Source organism: Mesorhizobium sp. M6A.T.Cr.TU.016.01.1.1, from assembly GCF_003952585.1.
Taxonomy (GTDB): domain Bacteria; phylum Pseudomonadota; class Alphaproteobacteria; order Rhizobiales; family Rhizobiaceae; genus Mesorhizobium; species Mesorhizobium mediterraneum.
The window spans coordinates 5535722-5557668 of record NZ_CP034452.1 but is presented as its reverse complement, the minus strand read 5'-3'; the positions used below and the strand labels follow the sequence as shown (position 1 = coordinate 5557668).

Below are 21947 nucleotides of genomic sequence, written 5' to 3'. Positions count from 1 at the left end.
TTCGCGGTAAGCTAAATATACAACCGCAAAGCGGTAGCTTTCGCGACGGCCTGTTAAACGGAGTTCACGGCGAATGACGGGCGGAGGGTGGAATCTGACGCGTGCCGCCGTACTGCTCGGTGCCTTGACGTTATCAAGCTTTGCCGTCACCGAGCCGCATGCCGCCTCCCGTGTTTGCCGCCAGTTGGAGACCGATCTCGCGGCCGCTGCGCGTGGCGGCGGTGGCAAGCCGGCCCTGCTCAGGAAGTACGACGACGCGATCGTGCGGCAGCGCGAGCAGATTTCAAAGGCAAGCCGCCAGTTCGACAGCGCCGGCTGCGGCTTTTCGCTGGTCGGCCGCAATCGCAACGCATGCGCTGCACTCGAGGCCACGCTCGACCGCATGAACGCCAATCTCGATGCCCTGCAGGTCAAGCGCGCGCAGCTCGCCGGCGGCGGCTCGCGACGTGATCGAGCACGCATACTGGCCTCGCTCGACGCCAATGGCTGTCATGATAGCGCCGTGCCTTCGAAGCGTGTGCCTGTCCCCGAAGCGAACCGTGAAAACGGCAAAGGAAATCTGCTCGATCGGCTTTTGGGCGACGCCAGAAGTCAGCCCGATGCGCTGGATGAGCCGAGCGATCCCGATGAACAACGCGGTATCCGCGCCATGATCAATCGGCCAGACGGCATGGACCTGCCACGTCTTGGCGGCGAATTCCGCACAATGTGCGTGCGCACCTGCGACGGCTATTTCTTCCCGATGTCGAACGCCGCCTCGCTGGGCGATTTCGAGCGCGACCAGAAGAACTGCGATTCGAGCTGCCCCGGCACCGAGATGCAGGTGTTCTATACGCGCGGCATTGGCGACGATTCGGCCTCGATGACGTCCTCGATAACCGGCAGGCCCTACAGCGAACTGCCGACCGCCTATCTCTACAAGCAGCCCGAAACATCGCGGCCGTCGGCCTGCGGCTGCAACGCCTCGCGGAATTTCGAGATCATCGCCGGCAATCCGCCAAGCCCGGAGCAGTCCGAGGCCGACGTGGAGACCACGCCGTCCGTTCCGGTGCCTGCCGCCAGACCCGATCCAGGCGCCGACCCGGAGACTTTGGCCAATGTCGAAGGCGGGCTCGATCGCGAAGCCATCAAGCGCCTCGCCGTCAAACCCTCGCCGACGACCTTGCTGCCGCCGGAACGGCGCAAGGTCAGGGCCGTCGGGCCAGCGTTCCTTCCCGACCCAGCAGCGGCAACAGGTCTGCAAGCTCCGGCCCTGAAGGCTGTCCAGTAAGCGCCAGCCTGAGCGGCATGAACAGCGCCTTGCCCTTGCGGCCGGTCGCTTCCCTGATCCTGCCCGTCCACTCCTTCCAGACCGACCCGTTCCAGGGATCTTCCGGCAAAAGATCGAACGCCTGGCGAAGGAAATCGCGGTCGATATCGGAAAAGTCCGGCTGCTCCTGCGGGCCGTCGCGAAGTGTGCGCCACCAGATCGCTGCATCGGCCAGCCTGTCGAGATTGCCGCGCACCGCCAGCCAGAAGGGCTCGGCCTGTTCGCCGGAGATGCCGAGCACGATCAGTCGGTCACGCGCCTCGGAAAACGGCATATGGTGCAGCAGTGTGCGATTGAGCACGAAGAGTTCGTCCGGATCGAACTTGGCGGCAGATTTCGACGTCGCGGCCGGATCGAAGCGCCGGGCAAGCTCGGCCATGTCAGGCACCGCCACGACATTTTCCGAGGTGCCGACAAGCACGGCCAGCGAGGCGACGGCCATCGGCTCGATGCCGGTCTCGCGCAGGCTCTCGATCGAGAGCGCGCCGCTCCGCTTCGACAGGCCCTCGCCCGATGCGGTGGTCAAGAGATTATGGTGGCCGAACACCGGCGGCTCGGCACCAAGCGCCTGGAACAGGGCGATTTGCACGCCGGTATTGGTGACGTGGTCGTCGCCGCGGATCACGTGGCTGACTGACATTTCGATGTCGTCGACCACTGAAGGCAGCGTGTAAAGATAGGTGCCGTCCTCGCGCAGCAGAACCGGATCGGAAAGCGAGGCAAGATCGACGGTTTCCTCGCCGCGCACCAGATCGTTCCAGTGGATTTCGGTGCGCTCCGGCGCTAAGGGATCACTGGTGAAATTGGGCAGGAGAAAGCGCCAGTGCGGCCGGCGGCCATCTGCCTGGTATTCGGCGACCTGCTCAGGCGTCAGCGTCAGCGCCTCCCGACCATAGACCGGCGGCAGGCCGCGCGTGCGGCGCACCTTGCGCCTGAGATCGAGTTCTTCCGGGGTTTCGTAGCAGGCATAGAGAAGGCGCGCCGCCTTCAATTTCTCCACCATCGCATCGTAGATCTCGAAGCGCCGTGACTGGTATTCCGTGGCGTCCGGAAAGATGCCCAGCCAATGCAGGTCGTAGAGGATGGCGTCGGAGAATTCCTGCGTCGAGCGCGCGACGTCGGTGTCGTCGAAACGCTGGATGAAGCGGCCCTTGTTGTTCATGGCGAACAGCCAGTTGAACAGCGCGGTGCGCGCATTGCCGATATGAATGCGGCCGGTCGGTGATGGGGCGAAACGGACGGTGACTGTCATGGGCGGGGCGTACCGGATGGTTTTCGTATTGACAAGACACGCCCCCGCGCCTGGCGGCAGACATAGAACATGACGAAGGCGATGAAAAGGCGGCAGCGCCGCGCGTCCATTAACACGCGCGCGGCGCTGTAACCCGTCAGATCACCAGCCCCTTGGTCAATTCGAGCGCCTGGCGCTCGAACAGCCGGCGGTAGATGCCACCCTGCAGCCGGATCAACTGGTCATGCGAACCCTCTTCGACGATGCGGCCGCGATCGAACACCAGAAGCCTGTCCAGCGCCCGCACCGTTGAAAGCCGGTGCGCGATGACCAGCGTCGTGCGGCCGACCATCAAGCGCTCCATCGCCTGTTGGATCAGCACCTCCGATTCCGAATCGAGGCTCGACGTCGCCTCGTCCAGGATGAGGATCCGCGCATCGGCGAGGAAAGCGCGCGCGATCGCCACGCGCTGGCGCTCGCCGCCCGATAGTTTCACGCCGCGCTCGCCGACCAGCGTGCCATAGCCTTTGGGCAGATCGACGATGAAGTCGTGCGCGCTGGCCAGCCGCGCGGCGTGCTCGATCTCGGCTTGCGTGGCGCTCGGCCGGGCATAGGCGATGTTTTCGGCCAGCGACCGGTGGAACAGGATGGGCTCCTGCTGGACGATGGCGATCTGCCCGCGCAGCGACGCCTGCGCCACCCCGGCAATATCCTGGCCGTCGATCAGGATGCTTCCCGCGTTCACGTCGTAAAGGCGCTGGATCAGCTTGACGAAGGTCGTCTTGCCCGAGCCCGAATGGCCGACCAGCCCGACGCGCTCGCCAGGCGCGATGTCCACCGAAAAGTCGCGATAGAGCGGCAGGCGGTGGCTGCCATAGTGGAAGGTGACATCGTCGAAGCTGATGCGGCCGTCGGTGATGCGGATCGGCTTGGCGCCGGGCACATCCTCGATGCCGAGCGGCTCGGACTGGAAGTCGACCAGTTCCTCCATGTCGTTGATCGAGCGCTGCAAATTGCGGATATGCGTGCCGATGTCGCGCAAATAGCCTTGCAGCACGAAGAACGAGGTCAGCACGAAGGTGACATCGCCGGCGCTCGCCTGCCCCCACGCCCACAAAAGCAGCGAAAATCCGATCACCGCGGTTCTCAGAAGCAGCAGCATCGCCCCTTGCGTGGTGCCGTTGACGGTGCCGCGCACCCAGGTGCGGCGCGTGCGAGCGCGCCATCTGGCAACCACCTTGGCAAGGCGCGTTTCCTCACGTTCCTCGGCGCCAAAGCCCTTGACCACCGCATTGCAGCTCACCGCATCGGCCAGCGAGCCGCCAAGGCGCGTGTCCCATGCGTTGGCAAGCCTTGCCGCAGGCGCGACATAGCCAAGCGACAGCAGCGCCGTCACCGCGATGAACAGCACCGAGCCTGCAGCGACTACGGCACCCATCAGCGGCCAGAACCAGCCGAGCAGCAGCGTCGAGCCGACAAGCATGACGACGGACGGCAGCAGCGCGATCAGGATCGTGTCGTTGAGCAGATCGAGCGCCCACATGCCGCGCGTTATCTTGCGCACGGTCGACCCGGCGAAGCTGTTGGCATGCCAGTCGGTGGAGAAGCGCTGGACGCGGTGGAAGGCGTCGGCGGCGATATCCGCCATCATCTTCAGGGTCAGCTCCACGATGGCCATGAAGGCGAGGTTGCGCAGCACGACACCGGTGAGCGCCAGAGCCACCAGCATGGAAAACGCCGCCATCGCCGCATTCCACGCGACATCGTCGGCCGCAGCGCTGCTGGCAACGGCGTCGACCAGCCGGCCCGAATAGAGCGGCGTCAGCACGTCGGCCAAGGTCGACAGCAGGAACGTGCCCATGATGAGCGTAAGCCGCCACGGCTGGCGCCGCCAATGGCTAAGCGTGAAGCCAAGGACGCTGCGAAAGGCGCCCGCGCGCAAATCTATCTGAAAACGAGCCATGATGTCATTCGGGCGCAAGCGAGCCCGGTCCCGGTAAGGTCGAAAATTGAAAAAACCCGCGTTGGGCGAATTAGCGCCCGGGAATGCGGAGGTTCGGCATATTTGGCGGCTCGCCCGAAGACGGGCGGCGACCGGCATCGACGAACGCCTGATGTCAGATGGGCTTGGGCGTGAAGGTGAAAACCTTCTGGCGCGCCTCCTGAGACCTAGGCTTCGCGGCCTCGCATAACGATGTCAAATCCTGCCATTCGGTCCTCCCGTTAGAGCGACATGCGTCCATTCGGACGCACAAAGTACGCTCTAACTTTGAATCTGCGCATCGTGCTTTCCGAAAATCGATGCCGATTTTCGGGCCGATGCGTAGGAATCGCGGAAAGGCGTTTATAGAGATGCCTCACCGCCACGCCAAGCCAGCGAGCGACCGAAAGCGCATCTGGTCCAACCAGTGAGACGTTTTTGCAACAATCGCGGGTTGTGCAATTTCCTCGTTCAGGCGGTCGAAATGCGGTCGAGACGCATATAGCGGCCATCGGTGGACGGCCTGAAACCAAGCTTCTCGTAGACCGCATGGGCATCATTCGTCGACAGGCTCCAATGGGTGACTGTCTTGCAATCCGGATGATCGATAAGCGCCTGGACAAGCCGCGTGCCGATGCCTCGCCCGCGATATTCCGGCCAGATGATGATATCGGCCAGATAGGCAAACACCGTGCGGTCGGTGATCGCCCGGCCAAAGCCGATCTGCTTGCCGTCGGCATAAGCACCGACGCAAAGCGAGTTGGCAAAGGCGCGGCGGTGAACTTCGTCGCTGCGCCCGCTGCCCCAGTAGCTTGCCATCAACAGGTCGGAGGTCGCCCGGAAGTCGATCCGCGACACGTCGAAGCTGATTTCACAATCAGGCATGGCTATCCCATTGAGCATCCGGCCCCAGCCATTTCACAGGGGCGAGAAACGGCGCCTATCCGCCATCCCTGAACCGGTTGGTGATGGGATAACGGCGGTCGCGGCCGAAATTCTTTTTGGTGATCTTCACGCCGGGCGCTGCCTGCCGGCGCTTATATTCGGCGATGTAGAGCAGATGCTCGACGCGCGTCACCGTCGCCCGGTCGTGGCCGCGGGCAACGATCTCGTCGACACCCATCTCGTTCTCGACCAGACACTCCAAGATGTCGTCCAGCACCGGATAGGGCGGCAGCGAATCCTGGTCCGTCTGGTTCTCGCGCAGTTCCGCCGACGGCGCCTTGTCGATGATGTTGCTCGGGATCACCTCGCCGGAAGGGCCCAGCGCGCCAGGCGGCACGTGCGTATTGCGCCAGCGCGACAGCGCATAGACCTGCATCTTGTAGAGGTCCTTGATCGGGTTGAAGCCGCCATTCATGTCGCCATAGAGCGTGGCGTAGCCAACCGACATCTCGCTTTTGTTGCCGGTGGTGACCACCATTGAGCCGAACTTGTTGGAGATCGCCATCAAAATGGTGCCGCGCGCGCGGCTCTGCAGGTTTTCCTCGGTGATGCCTTCCTTGGTGCCCTCGAAAAGCTGCGTCAGCGTATGCAGGAATCCCTCGACCGGCTCGAAGATCGGCACGATATCGTAGCGGCACCCAAGCGCACGGGCGCAATCTTCAGCGTCCTTGAGCGAGTCCTTCGAAGTGTAGCGGTAAGGCATCATCACGGCGCGCAGCCGTTCCTCGCCGAGCGCATCGACGGCAAGTGCGGCGCAGATCGCCGAATCGATGCCGCCGGAAAGGCCTAGCACCACATTCTTGAAACCGTTCTTGTTGACGTAATCGCGTAGGCCCAGCATGCAGGCGCGGTAATCGGCCTCCTCCTTTTCCGGGATTTTCGACATTGGCCCTTCGGAGCAGACCCAGCCCTCGGAATGATTTCCATTCTGCGAGCCTGCGGCGGCGCGGTTTCGCTTCCAGGTGGTGACGTTGACCGTCTCCTCGAACTGGCTCATCTGGAAGGCCAGCGTCTTATCAGAACCTATGGCAAACGACGCACCGTCGAAGATCAGCTCGTCCTGGCCGCCAAGCTGGTTGGCATAGATGATCGGCAATCCGCATTCGATGACCTGGCGAATGACGATCTGGTGGCGAACGTCGACCTTGCCGCGATAATAGGGCGAGCCATTCGGCACCAGCAGGATTTCCGCACCGCTTTCGGCCAGCGTCTCGCAGATGCCGACATCGCCCCATATGTCTTCGCAGATCGGAATCCCCAGGCGCACGCCGCGGAAATTGACCGGTCCCTGGATTTCAGGGCCAGCCTGGAAGACGCGCTTCTCGTCGAATTCGCCGTAGTTCGGCAGATCCAGCTTGTAGCGCTCGGCAAGGATCTTGCCGCCATCGGCAACGATGATCGAATTGTGCGTGCCGCTCTTGCGCTTCAGCGGCGTGCCGATGATGACGCCCGGCCCGCCATCGGCGGTATCGCCAGAAAAATCCTTCGCCGCTCGTTCGCAGGCCTTCAGGAATGCAGGCTTCAGCACCAGGTCCTCGGGTGGATAGCCGCCGAGGAAAAGCTCGGTGAACAGCACGAGGTCTGCGCCCTGGCGAGCGGCATCCGCCCTCGCCTCGCGCGCCTTGGCGAGATTGCCGGCGACGTCGCCAACCGTCGGATTGAGCTGGGCGACGGCGATGCGCAATATGTCGGGAGCGGTGTTGTCGGTCATGCCTGCTGACTTAGCGCGACAGAATTCGCCGGGCAATGGCGTTCATTTGGACCACCCTAGATCGAACGACATATGTCATTCGTGTCAGACCGAATGACGGATCGTGTCCTATTCGCCCATATATTCGCGCAGTGCCTCCGGCGAGTGGTTCTCGCCGATCGACATCGCCAGAATGCGCGAAATATGCCGGCGCGGCAGCCCGGTTTGCGCCGCCCAGGCATTGATCTGGTTCTGGATCTTGTCGAGATCCCTCTTCGAGGTCGGGGTTTCGGCGATGTCCAGGCCGGCGTCGCGCAGCGCCGCCGCCATGTCGGCCGAGACGATGAAGGCGTCCCAGTCCAGCCATCTCAGAAAATACTGGCCGGTGTGGCCGCCGAGCCGGCTGCCATGCTTGCCGAGATAGGCCATCAGCCCAACCTGATCATCGGCCGGCCATTCGGCGAGGAATTTGCCGAAGCCGCCATGCTCCTTCGACACCCTCTCGACAAAGGCCGCGTTGTCCCGAACGGATTTGATCTTCTGCGGATTGCGCACGATGCGCTCGTCGGCTGTCAGGTCGTGCCAGAAATCATCGGGCTGGAACAGCAGCCGCTTCGGCTCGAAGCGGAGGAACGCTTCTTCGAAACCAGGCCATTTCTGCTCGATGACGCGCCAAACGAATCCGGCCGCGAAAACACGCTCGGCCATGATCGAAAGGATGCGGTCGTCGGCAACGTCAGCCACCGCGGCATTGTCGGGCATAGGCCCCAGCAGCGATGCCAGCGCCGCTTCCCCGCCCTTGCGTTTGGCCGCGCGGGCGCGGATTTTCTGAAAATCCATCATTGTTTCCTCACCTTATCGCGTCAATCTACCACTTCCCGTGCGAACCAGTAGCCTCTACCTCTATCGCTGACGACGGAGGCGACGATGAACAAGACGATCGAGGAACTGGCAAACCGCTGGCTGAAGCGAAAGCCGGACGGCCTCAGCGCACTTGAAAACCGGGTGCTGCAATCAACGCTCGAGCGCACCACGATCTCGAAGGACACCAACAAGGCTGTCGCCTTTCACCAGACGTTTGGCGACCGCCTCGCCGACACCATCGCCCGGATCGGCGGCTCGTGGTCCTTCATCCTGACATTCATTGCCTTCCTGATCCTGTGGACGGCAGGCAATGTCTGGCTTTTGACGCGCGACGCCTTTGACCCCTACCCCTTCATCTTCCTCAACCTTGTGCTTTCCATGGTCGCGGCCCTGCAGGCGCCGGTGATCATGATGGCGCAGAACCGCCAGACCGAGCGCGATCGGATCGACGCCGCCCACGACTACGAGGTCAATCTCAAGGCCGAGATCGAGATCATGGCGCTGCATGAGAAGCTGGACGAACTGCGCCACAGCCAGATCGTCGGCATGCGCGACGAGATTGCGCAACTGGCCGAACAGGTGAAGCGGATCGACGAGATTCTGTCGAAGCAGCGGACGCCTCCATGACGGATGCCATTCATAATCTCATCGAGCAATATGGGCTGATTGCCGTCTTTCTGGGCTGTATCGCGGAGGGCGAAAGTGCCGCCCTCCTTGGCGGTTTTTTCGCGCATCAGCATGTCTTCGTCCTGTGGCAGGCCTTTCTCGCGGCTGCCTTCGGCGCCTTTGTCGGCGACATGTTCTTTTTCACCCTCGGCCGAAGCTTCGCCGACCATCCGCTCGTGATTAAATTGAGGGGTCGGCCAGGCTTCAGTCACGCCTATCGTCTCGTCTCCAGCCATCCCGACATTTTCGTGCTGTCGAACCGCTTTATCTACGGCCTGCGCCTGGTCGGCGGCATCGCCGCCGGATTGTCCGGCATTGGCGTGGCGCGCTTTGTCATCCTCAACGCCATTTCATCAATCATCTGGGCCGCATTGTTCGCCGCCCTCGGCTATGTTTTCGGATTGGGCGCCGAGCGCATCGTCGGCCAGGCGCTGGCCCGTCACGAGCGATTGCTGATCGCCCTGGCAATTGGCCTGGGCGTGGCGATCCTTGCCTGGTTCGTTGCCCACCAAGTTGCCGGCAAGGAGCGCGCCAAGGAAATGTAAGGATCAGTCGATGCCGAGCGCGCGGTCGCCGCGATCCAGGATCAGCGGAATGATCAAATCTTCCTCATCGGCAAGATGCCGGGTTAGCATGGCGATCAGCCGGCTGTTCTCGTCGGCATAGGCATCGGCGGCGAAGCGCTGCTTGTCCTCGCTGTCCTGAAGCGTGCGGGTGAAGGCGTTCGCCGTCTCGGCATTGCGCTCCAGCCCCTCATGGATCGTGTGATGATCGGCATCGAGAATCTCGAAGCCGCGTTTCAGCCTTGTCTCCGCCTTGGCGAAGACCGGAAAATAATGATGGTCCTCGACATTGTGGTGGCCGTCGAGATGGCCGAGAAAATGGTTGAGGCGCGGCGCGAACCAGCGCGCAAACTCCGGCGCCGTCAGCCTGCCCTCGCGATAGTCGCCAATACCGTTGGTCAGCATGCCGCCGAGCTCGCGGAACATGTCGTGCCGCTGCAGCCACATAGTGGCGATGCCGTGAATGTTGGAGTGCGCCTGCCAGACCTCTCGCGGATATTTTTCGGTCAGCCAGCGCAGATCGTCCGGCAGGCCTGCCCGCTCGAGCAGTAGAAAATCGGCACCTTCACCCATGACGGTCTCCTTTGGTGACCGTCATATAAGAGGTGAGATACTAGATCGGTAGCCCCAAGATTCGCTCGATGATGGCGATGCCCCAAACGCCGGCAACGATCACCACCGAAATCAGCACCGCCAACGAACCGCAGTCCTTGGCGAGCTGGATATCGACGTTGAATTCCCGGCTGAATGCATCGCATGCCGCCTCGATGCCGGTGTTCAGCACTTCGACCATGATCAGAAGCAGCACCGCGCCGATCAGCAGCGCATAGCCGCGCCACGACACTGAAACAAACCAGCCGAGCGGCAGCGCCAGCACGAGCAGCATCAGCTCCTGCTGGAAGGCTTTTTCGCTGGAAGCCAATTTGCGAAACGCCCGCACTGAATTGAAGAAAGCATCGATCAGCCGCTGCATGCCAAACCTTTTCCGAATCACCGGCAGGGGATAGCGCAACGGCCGGATCAAGGGAATAAGGCGATCACTGCAAAAATCATTCGTCGGCGATCTTGTCACTCGTCCGCGACCTTGATTGACGGCGTCGACTTCTCGAACTGCGGCAGCCCGTCGTCGATCGTGTAGTAGTCGCCCTTGTCGCCGACGAAGATGTGGCATTGACCCTGAAGTCTGGTGGGCTTGTCGAACAGCCCGGCCAGAACCGAGACATATTCTTCATCCTGCGGCTTCCAGAACAGCACCGAGCCGCACGTCTTGCAAAAGCCGCGGCTGGCAAACGAAGATGCTTCGTACCAGGTGATGCTCTCCGCGCCCGATATTGTGATGTCTGCGTCGGGGACGTTGGTTGCAGCGTAGAAGTGACCGCTCTGTTTCCGGCACTGGGAGCAGTGGCAGTAGATGACGCCGCGCAATGGTCCCCGGGTCTTGAACCGCACGGCTCCGCACAGGCATGATCCACTGTGACTATCATCCATCTCGGCCTCCAACGAAATCGCCATGCCAAATCGCTGTCCATGTCGTCGGCATTCCGTCAGGATTCCAGTTTTGCAGCGGTTGTGCCCAAGCAAATGCGACATTCGACAGGCGCGTTCCGCAAGCACGTTGGACTAAGCGGTTGGAACGCGGGCGCTGACCGGTTCCTAGACAAAACGACATCAGGCCACAGCTCAACCGGAGGGTGCGTAGCGCAGCAGCGTCACGCCCTGGGTCAGGCTTTCCGTGCCAAGCGGCTTCAACGTCAGCGACAGGCCAGACTGGAAGTACGGCTTGCCGCCGCCCAGCACGACCGGGTGCATGTAGAGCCGGTACTCGTCGATGAGACCGGATCGTGCGAGTTGCGAGGCAAGATCGGCGCCGGCGACGGTGATCTGGCCATCCGTTTCCGACTTGAGAGACCTCACCACGTTCTCGACATCGCCATTCACCAGCCTGGCACTAGGTCCGACTTCCCGAAGCGTCGTCGAAAACACGATCTTCGGAGTCTCGCGCCAGGCGTGGGCAAAATCCAGCTCGACCTCCGCGGTGCCGATCTCGCGGTCCGGGCTGTCCCAGAAGCGCATCGCCTCGTACATCCGGCGTCCACAGAGCGCGATCGAGGTCTGTCTCATCATGTCGTTGAAATGCCGGTGCAACTCCCCTTCGGGTACCGGCAAGGCAATGTCTCCGTCCGGCCCGGCGATATAGCCGTCCAGGGACATCAGCATGGCATAGACGATCCTGGCCATCGGCGCCTCCGTTCTGTTCCTCGCGCAAGGTGCATAACCGATTGCATTTCGCAATCAGTTTATCGCAAGGCGCCCGGAATTCAATGCGGAACTTCGCGGGACCGGCACAACGAGGCCCGCCGGCTGAATCAAGAAGCGCCGGATTTCTCCGGCGCTTCGTGGGATCGTCAATTTCGACGCCGCTGAAATCAGCCGTTGACGGCCTGCTTGTGCTGGACCGGGTGGCTCTTTTTCAGCAGATCCGAGACCAGGAACGCCAGCTCGATCGCCTGGTCGGCGTTGAGGCGCGGGTCGCAATGGGTGTGGTAGCGATCCTGGAGCTCTTCGGCGGTGATGGCGCGGGCGCCACCGGTGCATTCGGTGACGTTCTTGCCGGTCATCTCGATATGGATGCCGCCCGAATGGGTGCCTTCGGCGCGATGCACTTCGAAGAAGGTCTGCACCTCCTTCAGGATGCGGTCGAACGGCCGCGTCTTGTAGCCGGCGGCCTCGATGGTGTTGCCATGCATCGGATCCGACGACCACACCACGCTGCGGCCTTCCTTCTTCACAGCTCGGACCAGCTTCGGCAGATGGTCGGCGACCTTGTCGGAACCGAAGCGCGCGATCAGCGTCAGCCGGCCGGGCTCGTTTTCCGGATTGAGCAGATCGATGAGCTGCAGCAAGCCGTCCGGCGTCAGCGACGGGCCGCATTTCAGGCCCAGCGGGTTCTTGATGCCACGGCAGTATTCGACATGGGCATGGTCGGGCTGGCGGGTGCGATCGCCGATCCAGATCATGTGCCCGGAAGTGGCGTACCAATCGCCTGACGTCGAATCGACTCGGGTCAGCGCCTCCTCGTAGCCGAGCAGCAGCGCTTCGTGGCTGGTGTAGAAATCGGTCTCGCGCAGCGCGTAGTTGGTCTCCGAGGTGATACCGACAGCCTTCATGAAGTCCATCGTCTCGGTGATGCGGTTGGCGAGCGACTCGTATTTCTCACCCTGCGGGCTGTCGGACACAAAGCCCAGCATCCATTGATGCACGTTCTCGAGGCTGGCGTAGCCGCCCTGGGCGAAGGCACGCAGCAGGTTGAGCGTCGCCGCCGACTGGCGGTAGGCCATCTCCTGGCGTGCAGGGTCGGGAATGCGCGACTTGGCGTCGAACTCGATGCCGTTGATGATGTCGCCGCGATAGCTGGGCAGCGTCACGCCACCCTTGGTCTCGTTGTCGGACGAGCGCGGCTTGGCGAACTGGCCGGCGACACGGCCGACCTTCACCACCGGCTGCGCGCCGGCGAAGGTCAGCACCACAGACATCTGCAGGAAGACGCGGAAGAAGTCGCGGATGTTGTCCGCGCCATGCTCGGCAAAACTCTCGGCGCAATCACCGCCCTGCAGAAGGAATGCGTCACCGGCAGCGACGGTCGCAAGCTGCTTCTTCAGCTTGCGTGCCTCACCTGCAAAAACCAGCGGCGGAAAGGTGGCGAGCTGGGCTTCCGTGTTCTTCAGCGCGGCATGATCCGGATAGGCAGGAACCTGCTGGATCGGCTTTGCTCTCCACGAATTCGGCGACCATTTCGTCATCGTTGCACCCAACGTTCTTTCCAGCGAGTACTATCGCCCGCCATTTCGCCCCAATATGGGGATCGCGGCTCCATACACGAAGCCGATTTCCTATTCTAGACCGGATTTGGACGTGTGGCGAATGGCGTGAAACGGCGAAACTGCCGGCGTAGTCATTGGCCAAAGCCCCAGCGACGCCTTGCTACGCAGCCTTCTCCACCAGCCGGGCCAATTGCGTCATGACGACCGCAGACCCAGCCAGCCGCTTTTCAGGTGTTGGCCAGTCGCGGACGAAAACGACGCTGTGATCCGGCCGTATCTTGGCCAGCGAGCCCTGCTCGCCGATGAACGTGACCAGCCCGACAGGATTGGAAAACTCGCGCTTGCGGAAATGTATGACGACCCCCTTTGGCCCGGCATCGAGCTTTTCGACATTGGCCTTGCGGCAGAGCGCCTTGATGAAGACGATCTTCAGCAGATGCTTCACCTCCTCCGGCAGCGGGCCGAAGCGGTCGATCAGCTCGGCGCCGAAGGCATCGATCTCCTCGGTGTTTTCGAGATCGCCGAGGCGGCGATAGAGCGCCAGCCGCAGCTGCAAATCCGGAACATAGCTCTCCGGGATCATCACCGCCGTGCCGACGGCGATCTGCGGCGACCAGCCGCCATCCTGAACCTCGCCGGAATCCTTCACCTCGGCGACCGCTTCCTCCAGCATCTGCTGGTAGAGCTCGAAGCCAACCTCCTTGATGTGGCCGGATTGCTCTTCGCCGAGAAGATTGCCGGCGCCTCTGATATCGAGATCGTGGCTGGCGAGCTGGAAACCGGCGCCCAGCGTGTCGAGCGACTGCAGCACCTTCAGCCGGCGTTCGGCGGTGTCGGTCAGCTTGCGGTTGGCCGGCAGCGTGAACAGCGCATAGGCGCGCACCTTCGAGCGCCCGACGCGACCGCGCAACTGGTAAAGCTGCGACAGGCCGAACATGTCGGCGCGATGCACGATCAGCGTGTTGGCGGTCGGGATATCGAGGCCGGATTCGACAATGGTTGTCGACAGCAACACATCGTACTGGCCGTCGTAGAAGGCGTTCATGATGTCGTCGAGCTCGCCGGGCGGCATCTGGCCGTGAGCGACAGCCACTTTCAGCTCGGGCACCGATTCCCGAAGGAAATCATGGATTTCCGCCAAATCGCTGATGCGCGGCACGACATAAAAGGAATGACCACCTCGGTAGCGTTCCCTGAGCAGGGTCTCGCGTATGACCAGCGGGTCGAAGGGCGAGATGAAGGTGCGCACCGCCAGGCGGTCGACCGGCGGCGTGGCGATCAGCGACAGTTCGCGCACCCCGGTCAACGCCAGTTGCAGCGTGCGCGGGATCGGCGTCGCCGACAGCGTCAGCACATGCACATCGCTCTTCAGGTCCTTCAGCCGTTCCTTGTGCTTGACGCCAAAATGCTGCTCCTCGTCAATGATTAGGAGGCCGAGATTCTTGAACGAGATCGACGAGCCGAGCAGCGCATGGGTGCCGACGACGATGTCGACCGTGCCTTCGGCGATACCCTTCTTGGCCTCGGCCAGATCCTTGGCTCCAACCAGCCGCGATGCCTGGGCGACGCGGATCGGCAGGCCGGAAAAGCGCTGCGAAAAGGTCTTGAAATGCTGGCGTGACAACAGCGTCGTAGGCACCACCACCGCGACCTGAAAGCCTTCCATCGCCGCGATGAAGGCGGCACGAAGGGCGACTTCGGTCTTGCCGAAGCCGACGTCGCCGCAGATCAGCCGGTCCATCGGCTTTCCCGCGCCCAGATCGCCCATGACCGAATCGATCGCCGTCTGCTGGTCGTCGGTTTCCTCATAGGGGAAACGCGCGGAGAATTCGCCATAGAGACCGTCTGCCGGCACCAGCGAAGGAGCGGCGCGCATCTGCCGCTCTGCGGCAATGCGGATCAACTGCCCGGCCATGTCGAGCAGGCGCTTCTTCAGCCGCGCCTTTCGCGATTGCCAGGCGCCGCCGCCAAGCTTGTCCAACGTCGCTTCGGCCGAATCCGAGCCATAGCGCGACAGAAGCTCGATGTTCTCCACCGGCAGGAACAGTCGGTCGTCGCCGGCATAATGGATCTCGAGGCAATCATGCGGCGCACCAACCGCCTCGATGGTGCGCAGCCCGATGAAGCGGCCAATGCCGTGGTCGGTATGGACGACGATATCGCCGGAGGACAACGCCGAGGCCTCGGCGATGAAGTCGGAAGGACGCTTCTTGCGCTTCGAGCGGCGGATCAGCCGGTCGCCCAGAATGTCCTGCTCGGCGACGACGACCAGTTTCTCGGTCTCGAAGCCGGATTCGAGCGGCAGCACGGCAAGTGCCGCCTGCCCCGTCTCGAGCTTTTCCGCCTCGGCCAGCGTGGCGACCGGCTTGAGATTGCCGAGATGATGTTCAGCCAGGATCTGGCCAAGCCGGTCGAGCGAACCTTCGGTCCAGCCGGCGATGACGACGCGGCGGCGGGCGGCCCGCTCATCGGCAATGTGTTTTACGACGACGTCGAAGACGTTGACGTTGGGGTCGGCGCGTTCCTCGACGAAGCTGCGGCCATGCCGCGAGCCGGCATGGAAGATTTTCCTCGCGCCGGCGTCGGGCGCATCGAACGGCGTGAAGTCGATCGCTTCGCGCGGGCCAAGCGAGGCGATGAGGTTTTCGGGCGACAAATAAAGCAGGTCGGGCGGCACCGGCTTATAGGGCACGGCATCCTTCAGTGCGCCGTCGGCCTGCTTCCTGCGCGCCTCGTAATGGTCGAGGATCAGCGCATGGCGCTCAGTCAGCGCCTCATGCGCCAGATGGTCGAACACAACAGGCGTGTCCGGCAGATAGTCGAACACCGTCTCCAGCCGCTCGTAGAAGAACGGCAGCCAGTGCTCCATGCCGGCGAAACGCCGTCCCTCGCTGACCGCCGCATAGAGCCCATCGTCGCGCGAGGGCGCGCCAAAGGCTTCGATGTAGCTGCGGCGGAAACGGCTGATGGTCTCCGGCGTCAGCGCCACTTCACTCATCGCCTGCAGCGCCATCGACTTGCGTTGGCCGATGGTGCGCTGCGTGGCGGCGTCGAAGACGCGGATCGATTCCAGCGTGTCGCCGAAGAAATCGAGGCGCAGCGCTTCCGTCCAGCCCGGTGCGAACAGGTCCAGAATGCCGCCGCGCACGGCAAACTCGCCGACGCCGCGCACTGTAGGCACCCGCTCGAAGCCTGATATCTCCAGCCGCGACACCAGCCCATTCATGTCAATCTGGTTGCCGGGTTTTGCGTGAAATGTCTGTGCCTCGACGAGGCTTGCCGGCGGAATGCGCTGCAGCAGCGCATTGGCGGTGGTCAGGATGACGGCGCGGTGCGGTTTTTTCACCAGCGCGATCATCGCGGTGAGCGCGTCCAGACGCCGCGCGGCAGCATCCGCTCCGGGCGAGACGCGGTCGTAAGGCAGACAATCCCAGGCCGGCAGCTCGAGCACGGGCAGGCCTGGCGCTGCGAATGAAAGCGCCTCGATGATCGAAGGCAGGCGCTGGCCGTCGCGCGCCACGAACAGCACCGGCTTGTCGGGCGCAATCTCGTGCGCGGCCTGCACCAGCGCAAAGGCTTCGTAACCATCGGCGACACCGTCGACGATGAACTGGCCGGCGCGGCCTTTCGGCAGGCCGATGGTGGGGATCAAGCTCATGAAATCACGTATTCAGAATGTCATCGCCTGGCGCGACGCCAGGATCTTTTGCAGGACGGCACAGTCGATATTTGCGGGAACCGGGCGCTCGCCGGTGATCACGGGCAGGAATTCGGTATCGGGAACGTCGAGGAGCCTTTCATATTGGTCGAGTTCGTCGCCGGTCAAGACGCCGATCTCGGCGTCCGCGAAACTGCCGAGAATGAGGTCCATCTCACGCATGCCGCGATGCCAGGAGCGAAACAGAAGCTTGCGGCGGCGGGCGTCGAGCCCCTCGCTTGATCGTCTCGTTCCGGTCATTGTCCTGCTTCCTTGCCTGAAGCGGCGCATATAGCGTGGATAGAGGGCGGTGTCAGCCTTGCGCTACGACCGTCGCGACATAAGCTGACATCATGCGCCCTTCCCTCCTCGATCCGCTGTTTGTCCCGATCACCTCGCTTGCCGGCGTCGGGCCGAAGGTCGGCGCGCTGATCGAGAAAATCGTGCCGGCCGATCTCGGCGATCGTGCGGCGCGCGCCGGCGATCTTTTGTTCGTGCTGCCCCACACGGTGATCGACCGCCGCAACCGGCCGGGTATCGCCGGTTCGGCCGAAGGCGCGATCGTCACCCTTGATGTGCGGATCGATCGCCACCAGCCGCCGCCGCGCGGCAACAGATCGGTGCCGTACCGGGTCTACGCCCATGACGACAGCGGCGAGATCGCGCTGACCTTCTTCCATGCGCACGCCGCCTATCTCGAAAAAGCGATGCCGGAAGGCGAGCATGTCGTGGTCTCGGGTCGAATGGAATGGTTCAACGGCCGCCCGACCATGGTTCACCCCGACCACATCGCGCTGGCCAGCGAAGCGGAAAACCTGCCGCTGGTCGAGCCGGTCTATCCGCTCACCGCCGGGCTCTCGGGAAAAGTGCTGCGCCGGGCAATCGGCCAGGCGCTCGCTCGCTTGCCGGTGCTGCCGGAATGGCAGGATGGCGAGTTTCTGCGCCGCCAGACCTTTCCTGCCTTCGGCGATGCGCTCGCCCGCATCCACAATCCCGCCGACCCGATCGACGTGTCCGTCGACGGCGCAGCCTGGCGGCGTCTCGCCTATGACGAGTTTCTGGCAGGCCAGGTGTCGCTGGCACTGGTGCGGGCAAAAGTCCGCCGCTTGTCCGGACGACCATTGGTCGGTGACGGCCGCATCGTCGAAAAGCTGCGCGCCGCCCTTCCCTATTCGCTGACCACCTCGCAGGAAATGGCGCTTGCCGAAATCAACGCCGATCTCGGTGATCCCGAACGCATGCTGCGCCTGCTGCAGGGCGATGTCGGCTCCGGCAAGACGGTTGTCGCGCTGCTCGCCATGGGGCGCGCCGTCGAGGCCGGCGGCCAGGCGGCATTGATGGCGCCAACCGAAATCCTGGCGCGCCAGCATCTTGCGACGATTGCACCGTTGGCAGAACAGGCGGGCCTGCGCGTTGCCATCCTCACCGGCCGCGAAAAGGGCCGCGAGCGCACCGAGACGCTGGCCGGCCTGGCCAGTGGCGAGATCGACATCGTCGTCGGCACCCACGCCCTGTTCCAGGAAACGGTAACGTTCCACGACCTCGTCTTCGCCGTCATCGACGAACAGCACCGTTTTGGCGTCCATCAGCGGCTTGCCATCACCGCCAAGGGCGACGCGCCCGACATGCTGGTGATGACGGCGACGCCGATCCCACGCACGCTGGTGCTGACCGCCTTCGGCGACATGGATGTTTCGAAGCTCACCGAAAAGCCGGCCGGGCGCCAGCCGGTCCGCACCGTCACCCTGCCGCTCGAACGGCTCGACGAACTGGTCGGCCGCATGCGCGACGCCGTCGCCGACGGCCAGAAGATCTACTGGATCTGTCCGCTGGTCGAGGAATCCGAAGAGATCAAGCTGATGTCGGCGGAGGACCGTTTTGCCTCGCTAAAGCCCCTGTTCGGCGACTGGATCGGCCTGGTGCACGGGCGCATGAAGGGCGCCGACAAGGACGAGGCGATGCGCGCCTTCAAGGCCGGCGAGACACGCATCCTGATCGCCACCACGGTCATCGAGGTCGGCGTCGATGTGCCGGATGCCACGATCATGGTCATCGAGCATGCCGAGCGCTTCGGCCTCGCCCAGCTGCACCAGTTGCGCGGCCGGGTCGGGCGCGGCGAAAAACCGTCGTCCTGCGTGCTGCTCTACAAGGATCCGCTCGGTGAAACGGCAACGCGCCGGCTGTCGGTGATGCGCGAGACCGAGGACGGCTTCCGCATCGCCGAGGAGGACCTGAAGCTGCGTGGCGAAGGCGAGCTGCTGGGCACCCGCCAGTCGGGCACGCCGGGCTTCCAGGTGGCGCGCATCGAGGCGCATGCCGACCTGCTCGAAGCCGCCCGCGACGACGCACGGCTGATCCTGTCGCGCGATCCCGAGCTGCAATCCGAACGCGGCGCCGCCCTTCGCATGCTGCTCTATTTGTTCGGCCGCGACGAGGCAGTGCGGCTCTTACGCGCCGGCTGAGGCTCGGCACCGACCGGCGGATTGGCGATCTGAACGCCGATCGGCTTGCCGTTCAGCGTCACCATTTTCGTCTTGACCTCCGGCGCCACCAGCCCGGCCGAGACAATCAGCTTGGCGCCGTCCTCGATCGTCATGTCGAGCAGCACGACATCGGATTTCGGCACATACATCAGGAAGCCGGTGGTCGGGTTGGGCGTGCACGGCATGAACACCGCGATCAGCGGGTTGCCTTCCTGGTCGAGCTTCTGGTTGATCTCGGTTTCCTTCTCGCTGGCGACGAAGACCAGCGACCAGACGCCCTTGCGCGGGTATTCGACCAGCCCGACCTGGCGGAACATGTTTCCCTTGTTCGACAGCACGGTCTCGAAGATCTGCTTCAGCGAGCCGTAGACGCCGCGCACCAGGGGCATGCGGCCGAGCAGCCGCTCGCCGAACAAGACGATGGCGCGGCCAACGATATTGGCGGTCAGGAAACCGATCAGAGTGATCAGGATCAAGGCAACGATCAGGCCAAATCCCGGAACCGGCGCCGGCAGATAGCTATCGGGGTTGTAGCGCGCCGGAATGTAGGGTTTCACCCAGGAATCGACCCAGCCGATGAAAGACCAGGCGATGTAGGCGGTGATCGCCAGCGGCGCGCAGACGACGAAGCCTGTCAGGAAATAATTCCGCAGCCGGGTCATGCCTGAGGTCTTGGGAGCATCGGACATGGTTCACCGCAGCACTGATTGCGGCGCAACATTAGTGAACCGCATTCGGCTTTGGAACTGCGAAATTTTTAAACCACGCCTTACTCCACAGTCACCGATTTCGCCAGATTACGCGGCTGGTCGACGTCGGTGCCCATGAACACCGCGGTGAAATAGGCCAGCATCTGGATCGGCAGCGCGTAGATGATCGGCGAGATGATTTCCGGCACGTCCGGCAGCACGATCGTCTCCATCGTCTTCACCGTGGCGTGTGCGGCACCCTTGCTGTCGGTGATCAGGATGATCTTGCCGCCGCGCGCCGCCACTTCCTGCATGTTCGACACGGTCTTTTCAAAGATGCGGTCATGCGGGGCAATGACGATCACCGGCATGTTCTCGTCGATCAGCGCGATCGGCCCGTGCTTCAACTCGCCGGCGGCATAGCCCTCGGCATGGATATAGGAGATTTCCTTGAGCTTCAGCGCGCCTTCCATGGCCAGCGGAAAATTGGTGTCGCGGCCGAGATAGAGCACGTTTTTGTAGTGAGAAAGGTCGCGCGCGACTTTTTCGATCTGCCCGTCGAGCTTCAAGACCTGATTGGCATAGCGCGGCGCTTCCGACAGTTGGCGGACCAGCGTCGTTTCCTGCTCCCGCGAGATCGTTCCGCGCGCCACGCCCGCCCGCACGGCAAGCGACGCCAGCACCGACAATTGACAGGTGAAGGCCTTGGTCGAGGCGACGCCGATCTCCGGCCCGGCCAGCGTTGGCAGGATAACGTCGGATTCACGCGCCATCGTCGATTCTCGGACATTGACGACCGCGCCAATCTTCATCCCGGCCTTGCGGCAATAGCGCAGCGAGGCCAGCGTGTCGGCGGTCTCGCCCGATTGCGAGATAAAGAAGGCGGCGTCTGTCTTCGACAGCGGCATTTCACGATAGCGGAATTCCGAGGCGACATCGATGTCGACCGGCAGCCTCGCATACCGCTCGAACCAGTATTTGCTGATCAGGCCGGCCAGATAGGCGGTGCCGCAGGCCGAAATCGCCAACCGGTCGATTTTGGCGAAATCGAAAGGCAGGTCGAGCGGCTTCGAGACGCCACCGACGAAATCCACATAATGCGCCAGCGTGTGCGAGATCACTTCCGGCTGTTCATGGATTTCCTTCTCCATGAAATGGCGCCGATTGCCCTTGTCGACCATGAAGCTGGTGCTGAGCGACTGCTGGCGCTTGCGGTCGACCTTGTTGCCGTCCATGTCGAAGATGGCGACCTCGTTGCGGCGCACAACCGCCCAGTCGCCGTCCTCGAGATAGGTGATCGAGTTGGTGAAGGGGGCAAGCGCGATGGCGTCGGAGCCCAGGAACATCTCGCCGTCGCCATGGCCGACGGCCAGCGGTGGGCCGTTGCGGGCGCCGACGATGAGGTCCTCATCGCCCTTGAACATGATGGCCAGCGCAAAGGCGCCTTCCAGCCGCTTCAGCGCCTGGTGCGCGGCCTCGACCGGCTTCAGGCCCCTGGCCAATTCGCGCGCCACCAGATGGGCGACGACCTCGGTGTCGGTCTGCGATGAAAATGTGTAGCCGTCGCGCATCAGCTCGTCGCGCAATTCGGCGAAATTCTCGATGATGCCATTGTGGACGATGGCGACGCCGTCGGAAAAATGCGGATGCGCATTGGTTTCGTTCGGCACGCCATGCGTTGCCCAGCGCGTGTGGCCGATGCCGATCATGCCGTCGAGTGGTTCGTCCTTCAGCCGGCGCTCGAGATTGATCAGCTTGCCCTCGGCGCGGCGGCGCCCAAGCTTGCCATGCTCGATTGTGGCGACGCCGGCGGAATCGTAGCCGCGATATTCGAGCCTTTTCAGCGCATCGACGATGAGTGGCGCGACTGGCGAGTGACCGACAATTCCGACGATACCGCACATAGACGTTGCCCCCGATTCCGGCGTAAAAACCCAGCGCCATTTAGGGTTGGCCGGGCTGCCGCGAAAATCACATTGCGTTTCGTTCCGTATCAGCCGGAACTGTT

General features: G+C 62.9%; 18 protein-coding genes. 4 read left to right on the top strand and 14 right to left on the bottom strand.

Annotated elements, in window-relative coordinates:
- Positions 1-73: 73 nt before the first annotated feature.
- Entirely contained in the window at positions 74-1270 is a 1197-nt protein-coding gene (locus tag EJ075_RS26850) for a DUF2865 domain-containing protein (protein ID WP_126106409.1), read from the top strand.
- On the opposite strand, the gene gltX is transcribed toward EJ075_RS26850, so the two are convergent.
- The 5 genes from gltX to EJ075_RS26825 all read right to left on the bottom strand — a co-directional run bounded on the left by gltX (position 1188) and on the right by EJ075_RS26825 (position 7999).
- Positions 1188-2561: a glutamate--tRNA ligase gene (gltX, locus tag EJ075_RS26845; RefSeq protein WP_126106408.1), complete on the bottom strand. Its 1374-nt coding sequence runs from the start codon at positions 2559-2561 to the stop codon at positions 1188-1190. The two genes, EJ075_RS26850 and gltX, sit on opposite strands and share 83 nt — an antisense overlap.
- Before the next feature lie 136 nt (positions 2562-2697).
- Positions 2698-4503 carry an ABC transporter ATP-binding protein gene (locus EJ075_RS26840; protein ID WP_126106407.1) on the bottom strand — a complete coding sequence of 602 codons (1806 nt, stop codon included), beginning with the start codon at positions 4501-4503 and terminating at the stop codon, positions 2698-2700.
- A 489-nt stretch (positions 4504-4992) separates the two neighbouring features.
- On the bottom strand, positions 4993-5406 hold the full coding sequence (locus tag EJ075_RS26835) for a GNAT family N-acetyltransferase (protein WP_126106406.1): 414 nt from the start codon (positions 5404-5406) through the stop codon (positions 4993-4995).
- A 55-nt stretch (positions 5407-5461) separates the two neighbouring features.
- Positions 5462-7177 carry an NAD+ synthase gene (locus EJ075_RS26830; protein ID WP_126106405.1) on the bottom strand — a complete coding sequence of 572 codons (1716 nt, stop codon included), beginning with the start codon at positions 7175-7177 and terminating at the stop codon, positions 5462-5464.
- A gap of 108 nt (positions 7178-7285) precedes the next feature.
- The gene (locus EJ075_RS26825; protein ID WP_126106404.1) at positions 7286-7999 is read right to left on the bottom strand and encodes a DNA-3-methyladenine glycosylase I; all 714 of its coding nucleotides are present in this window, start codon (positions 7997-7999) and stop codon (positions 7286-7288) included.
- Between the two features lie 84 nt (positions 8000-8083).
- Here EJ075_RS26825 and EJ075_RS26820 point away from each other — a divergent pair, with 84 nt between their 5' ends.
- Positions 8084-8647 carry a DUF1003 domain-containing protein gene (locus EJ075_RS26820; RefSeq protein ID WP_126106403.1) on the top strand — a complete coding sequence of 188 codons (564 nt, stop codon included), beginning with the start codon at positions 8084-8086 and terminating at the stop codon, positions 8645-8647.
- Entirely contained in the window at positions 8644-9231 is a 588-nt protein-coding gene (locus EJ075_RS26815) for a DedA family protein (protein WP_126106402.1), read from the top strand. The genes EJ075_RS26820 and EJ075_RS26815 overlap by 4 nt, the downstream gene beginning before the upstream one ends.
- Before the next feature lie 3 nt (positions 9232-9234).
- Here EJ075_RS26815 and EJ075_RS26810 read toward each other — a convergent pair whose 3' ends face one another.
- The 7 genes from EJ075_RS26810 to EJ075_RS26780 all read right to left on the bottom strand — a co-directional run bounded on the left by EJ075_RS26810 (position 9235) and on the right by EJ075_RS26780 (position 17028).
- Positions 9235-9822, bottom strand: a complete 588-nt coding sequence (locus tag EJ075_RS26810) for a hemerythrin domain-containing protein (protein ID WP_126106401.1) — start codon at positions 9820-9822, stop codon at positions 9235-9237.
- A gap of 40 nt (positions 9823-9862) precedes the next feature.
- Positions 9863-10222, bottom strand: a complete 360-nt coding sequence (locus tag EJ075_RS26805; RefSeq protein WP_029352991.1) for a diacylglycerol kinase — start codon at positions 10220-10222, stop codon at positions 9863-9865.
- A 95-nt stretch (positions 10223-10317) separates the two neighbouring features.
- Entirely contained in the window at positions 10318-10737 is a 420-nt protein-coding gene (locus EJ075_RS26800) for a GFA family protein (RefSeq protein ID WP_126107478.1), read from the bottom strand.
- Between the two features lie 192 nt (positions 10738-10929).
- On the bottom strand, positions 10930-11487 hold the full coding sequence (locus tag EJ075_RS26795; RefSeq protein ID WP_126106400.1) for a dihydrofolate reductase family protein: 558 nt from the start codon (positions 11485-11487) through the stop codon (positions 10930-10932).
- A 188-nt stretch (positions 11488-11675) separates the two neighbouring features.
- Positions 11676-13049: a 3-deoxy-7-phosphoheptulonate synthase class II gene (locus EJ075_RS26790; RefSeq protein WP_126106399.1), complete on the bottom strand. Its 1374-nt coding sequence runs from the start codon at positions 13047-13049 to the stop codon at positions 11676-11678.
- Between the two features lie 181 nt (positions 13050-13230).
- Positions 13231-16728 (bottom strand): transcription-repair coupling factor, encoded by a 3498-nt coding sequence (gene mfd / locus EJ075_RS26785; protein WP_126106398.1) that lies wholly within the window; start codon positions 16726-16728, stop codon positions 13231-13233.
- 12 nt (positions 16729-16740) lie between these two features.
- Complete coding sequence (locus tag EJ075_RS26780) at positions 16741-17028, bottom strand: succinate dehydrogenase assembly factor 2 (protein WP_126106397.1); 288 nt, start codon at positions 17026-17028, stop codon at positions 16741-16743.
- 92 nt (positions 17029-17120) lie between these two features.
- Here EJ075_RS26780 and recG point away from each other — a divergent pair, with 92 nt between their 5' ends.
- Positions 17121-19229, top strand: a complete 2109-nt coding sequence (gene recG / locus EJ075_RS26775) for an ATP-dependent DNA helicase RecG (RefSeq protein WP_126106396.1) — start codon at positions 17121-17123, stop codon at positions 19227-19229.
- Here the strand turns inward: recG and EJ075_RS26770 are convergent.
- Together EJ075_RS26770 and glmS are read right to left on the bottom strand one after the other, a co-directional pair.
- Positions 19181-19939 (bottom strand): DUF502 domain-containing protein, encoded by a 759-nt coding sequence (locus EJ075_RS26770; RefSeq protein ID WP_126106395.1) that lies wholly within the window; start codon positions 19937-19939, stop codon positions 19181-19183. The two genes, recG and EJ075_RS26770, sit on opposite strands and share 49 nt — an antisense overlap.
- Positions 19940-20019: 80 nt before the next feature.
- Entirely contained in the window at positions 20020-21843 is a 1824-nt protein-coding gene (gene glmS / locus EJ075_RS26765; protein WP_126106394.1) for a glutamine--fructose-6-phosphate transaminase (isomerizing), read from the bottom strand.
- Between the last annotated feature and the right edge of the window lie 104 nt (positions 21844-21947).

Excerpts from the sequence above, each read along its gene's own strand:
- EJ075_RS26830 (WP_126106405.1), bottom strand. The coding sequence starts at position 7,177 with ATGACCGACAACACCGCTCCCGACATATTGCGCATCGCCGTCGCCCAG.
- EJ075_RS26825 (WP_126106404.1), bottom strand. The coding sequence starts at position 7,999 with ATGATGGATTTTCAGAAAATCCGCGCCCGCGCGGCCAAACGCAAGGGC.
- EJ075_RS26820 (WP_126106403.1), top strand. The coding sequence starts at position 8,084 with ATGAACAAGACGATCGAGGAACTGGCAAACCGCTGGCTGAAGCGAAAG.
- EJ075_RS26835 (WP_126106406.1), bottom strand. The coding sequence starts at position 5,406 with ATGCCTGATTGTGAAATCAGCTTCGACGTGTCGCGGATCGACTTCCGG.
- EJ075_RS26790 (WP_126106399.1), bottom strand. The coding sequence starts at position 13,049 with ATGACGAAATGGTCGCCGAATTCGTGGAGAGCAAAGCCGATCCAGCAG.
- EJ075_RS26780 (WP_126106397.1), bottom strand. The coding sequence starts at position 17,028 with ATGACCGGAACGAGACGATCAAGCGAGGGGCTCGACGCCCGCCGCCGC.
- gltX (WP_126106408.1), bottom strand. The coding sequence starts at position 2,561 with ATGACAGTCACCGTCCGTTTCGCCCCATCACCGACCGGCCGCATTCAT.
- EJ075_RS26795 (WP_126106400.1), bottom strand. The coding sequence starts at position 11,487 with ATGGCCAGGATCGTCTATGCCATGCTGATGTCCCTGGACGGCTATATC.
- EJ075_RS26840 (WP_126106407.1), bottom strand. The coding sequence starts at position 4,503 with ATGGCTCGTTTTCAGATAGATTTGCGCGCGGGCGCCTTTCGCAGCGTC.
- EJ075_RS26770 (WP_126106395.1), bottom strand. The coding sequence starts at position 19,939 with ATGTCCGATGCTCCCAAGACCTCAGGCATGACCCGGCTGCGGAATTAT.
- EJ075_RS26800 (WP_126107478.1), bottom strand. The coding sequence starts at position 10,737 with ATGGATGATAGTCACAGTGGATCATGCCTGTGCGGAGCCGTGCGGTTC.
- recG (WP_126106396.1), top strand. The coding sequence starts at position 17,121 with ATGCGCCCTTCCCTCCTCGATCCGCTGTTTGTCCCGATCACCTCGCTT.
- EJ075_RS26805 (WP_029352991.1), bottom strand. The coding sequence starts at position 10,222 with ATGCAGCGGCTGATCGATGCTTTCTTCAATTCAGTGCGGGCGTTTCGC.
- mfd (WP_126106398.1), bottom strand. The coding sequence starts at position 16,728 with ATGAGCTTGATCCCCACCATCGGCCTGCCGAAAGGCCGCGCCGGCCAG.
- EJ075_RS26810 (WP_126106401.1), bottom strand. The coding sequence starts at position 9,822 with ATGGGTGAAGGTGCCGATTTTCTACTGCTCGAGCGGGCAGGCCTGCCG.
- EJ075_RS26850 (WP_126106409.1), top strand. The coding sequence starts at position 74 with ATGACGGGCGGAGGGTGGAATCTGACGCGTGCCGCCGTACTGCTCGGT.
- EJ075_RS26815 (WP_126106402.1), top strand. The coding sequence starts at position 8,644 with ATGACGGATGCCATTCATAATCTCATCGAGCAATATGGGCTGATTGCC.
- glmS (WP_126106394.1), bottom strand. The coding sequence starts at position 21,843 with ATGTGCGGTATCGTCGGAATTGTCGGTCACTCGCCAGTCGCGCCACTC.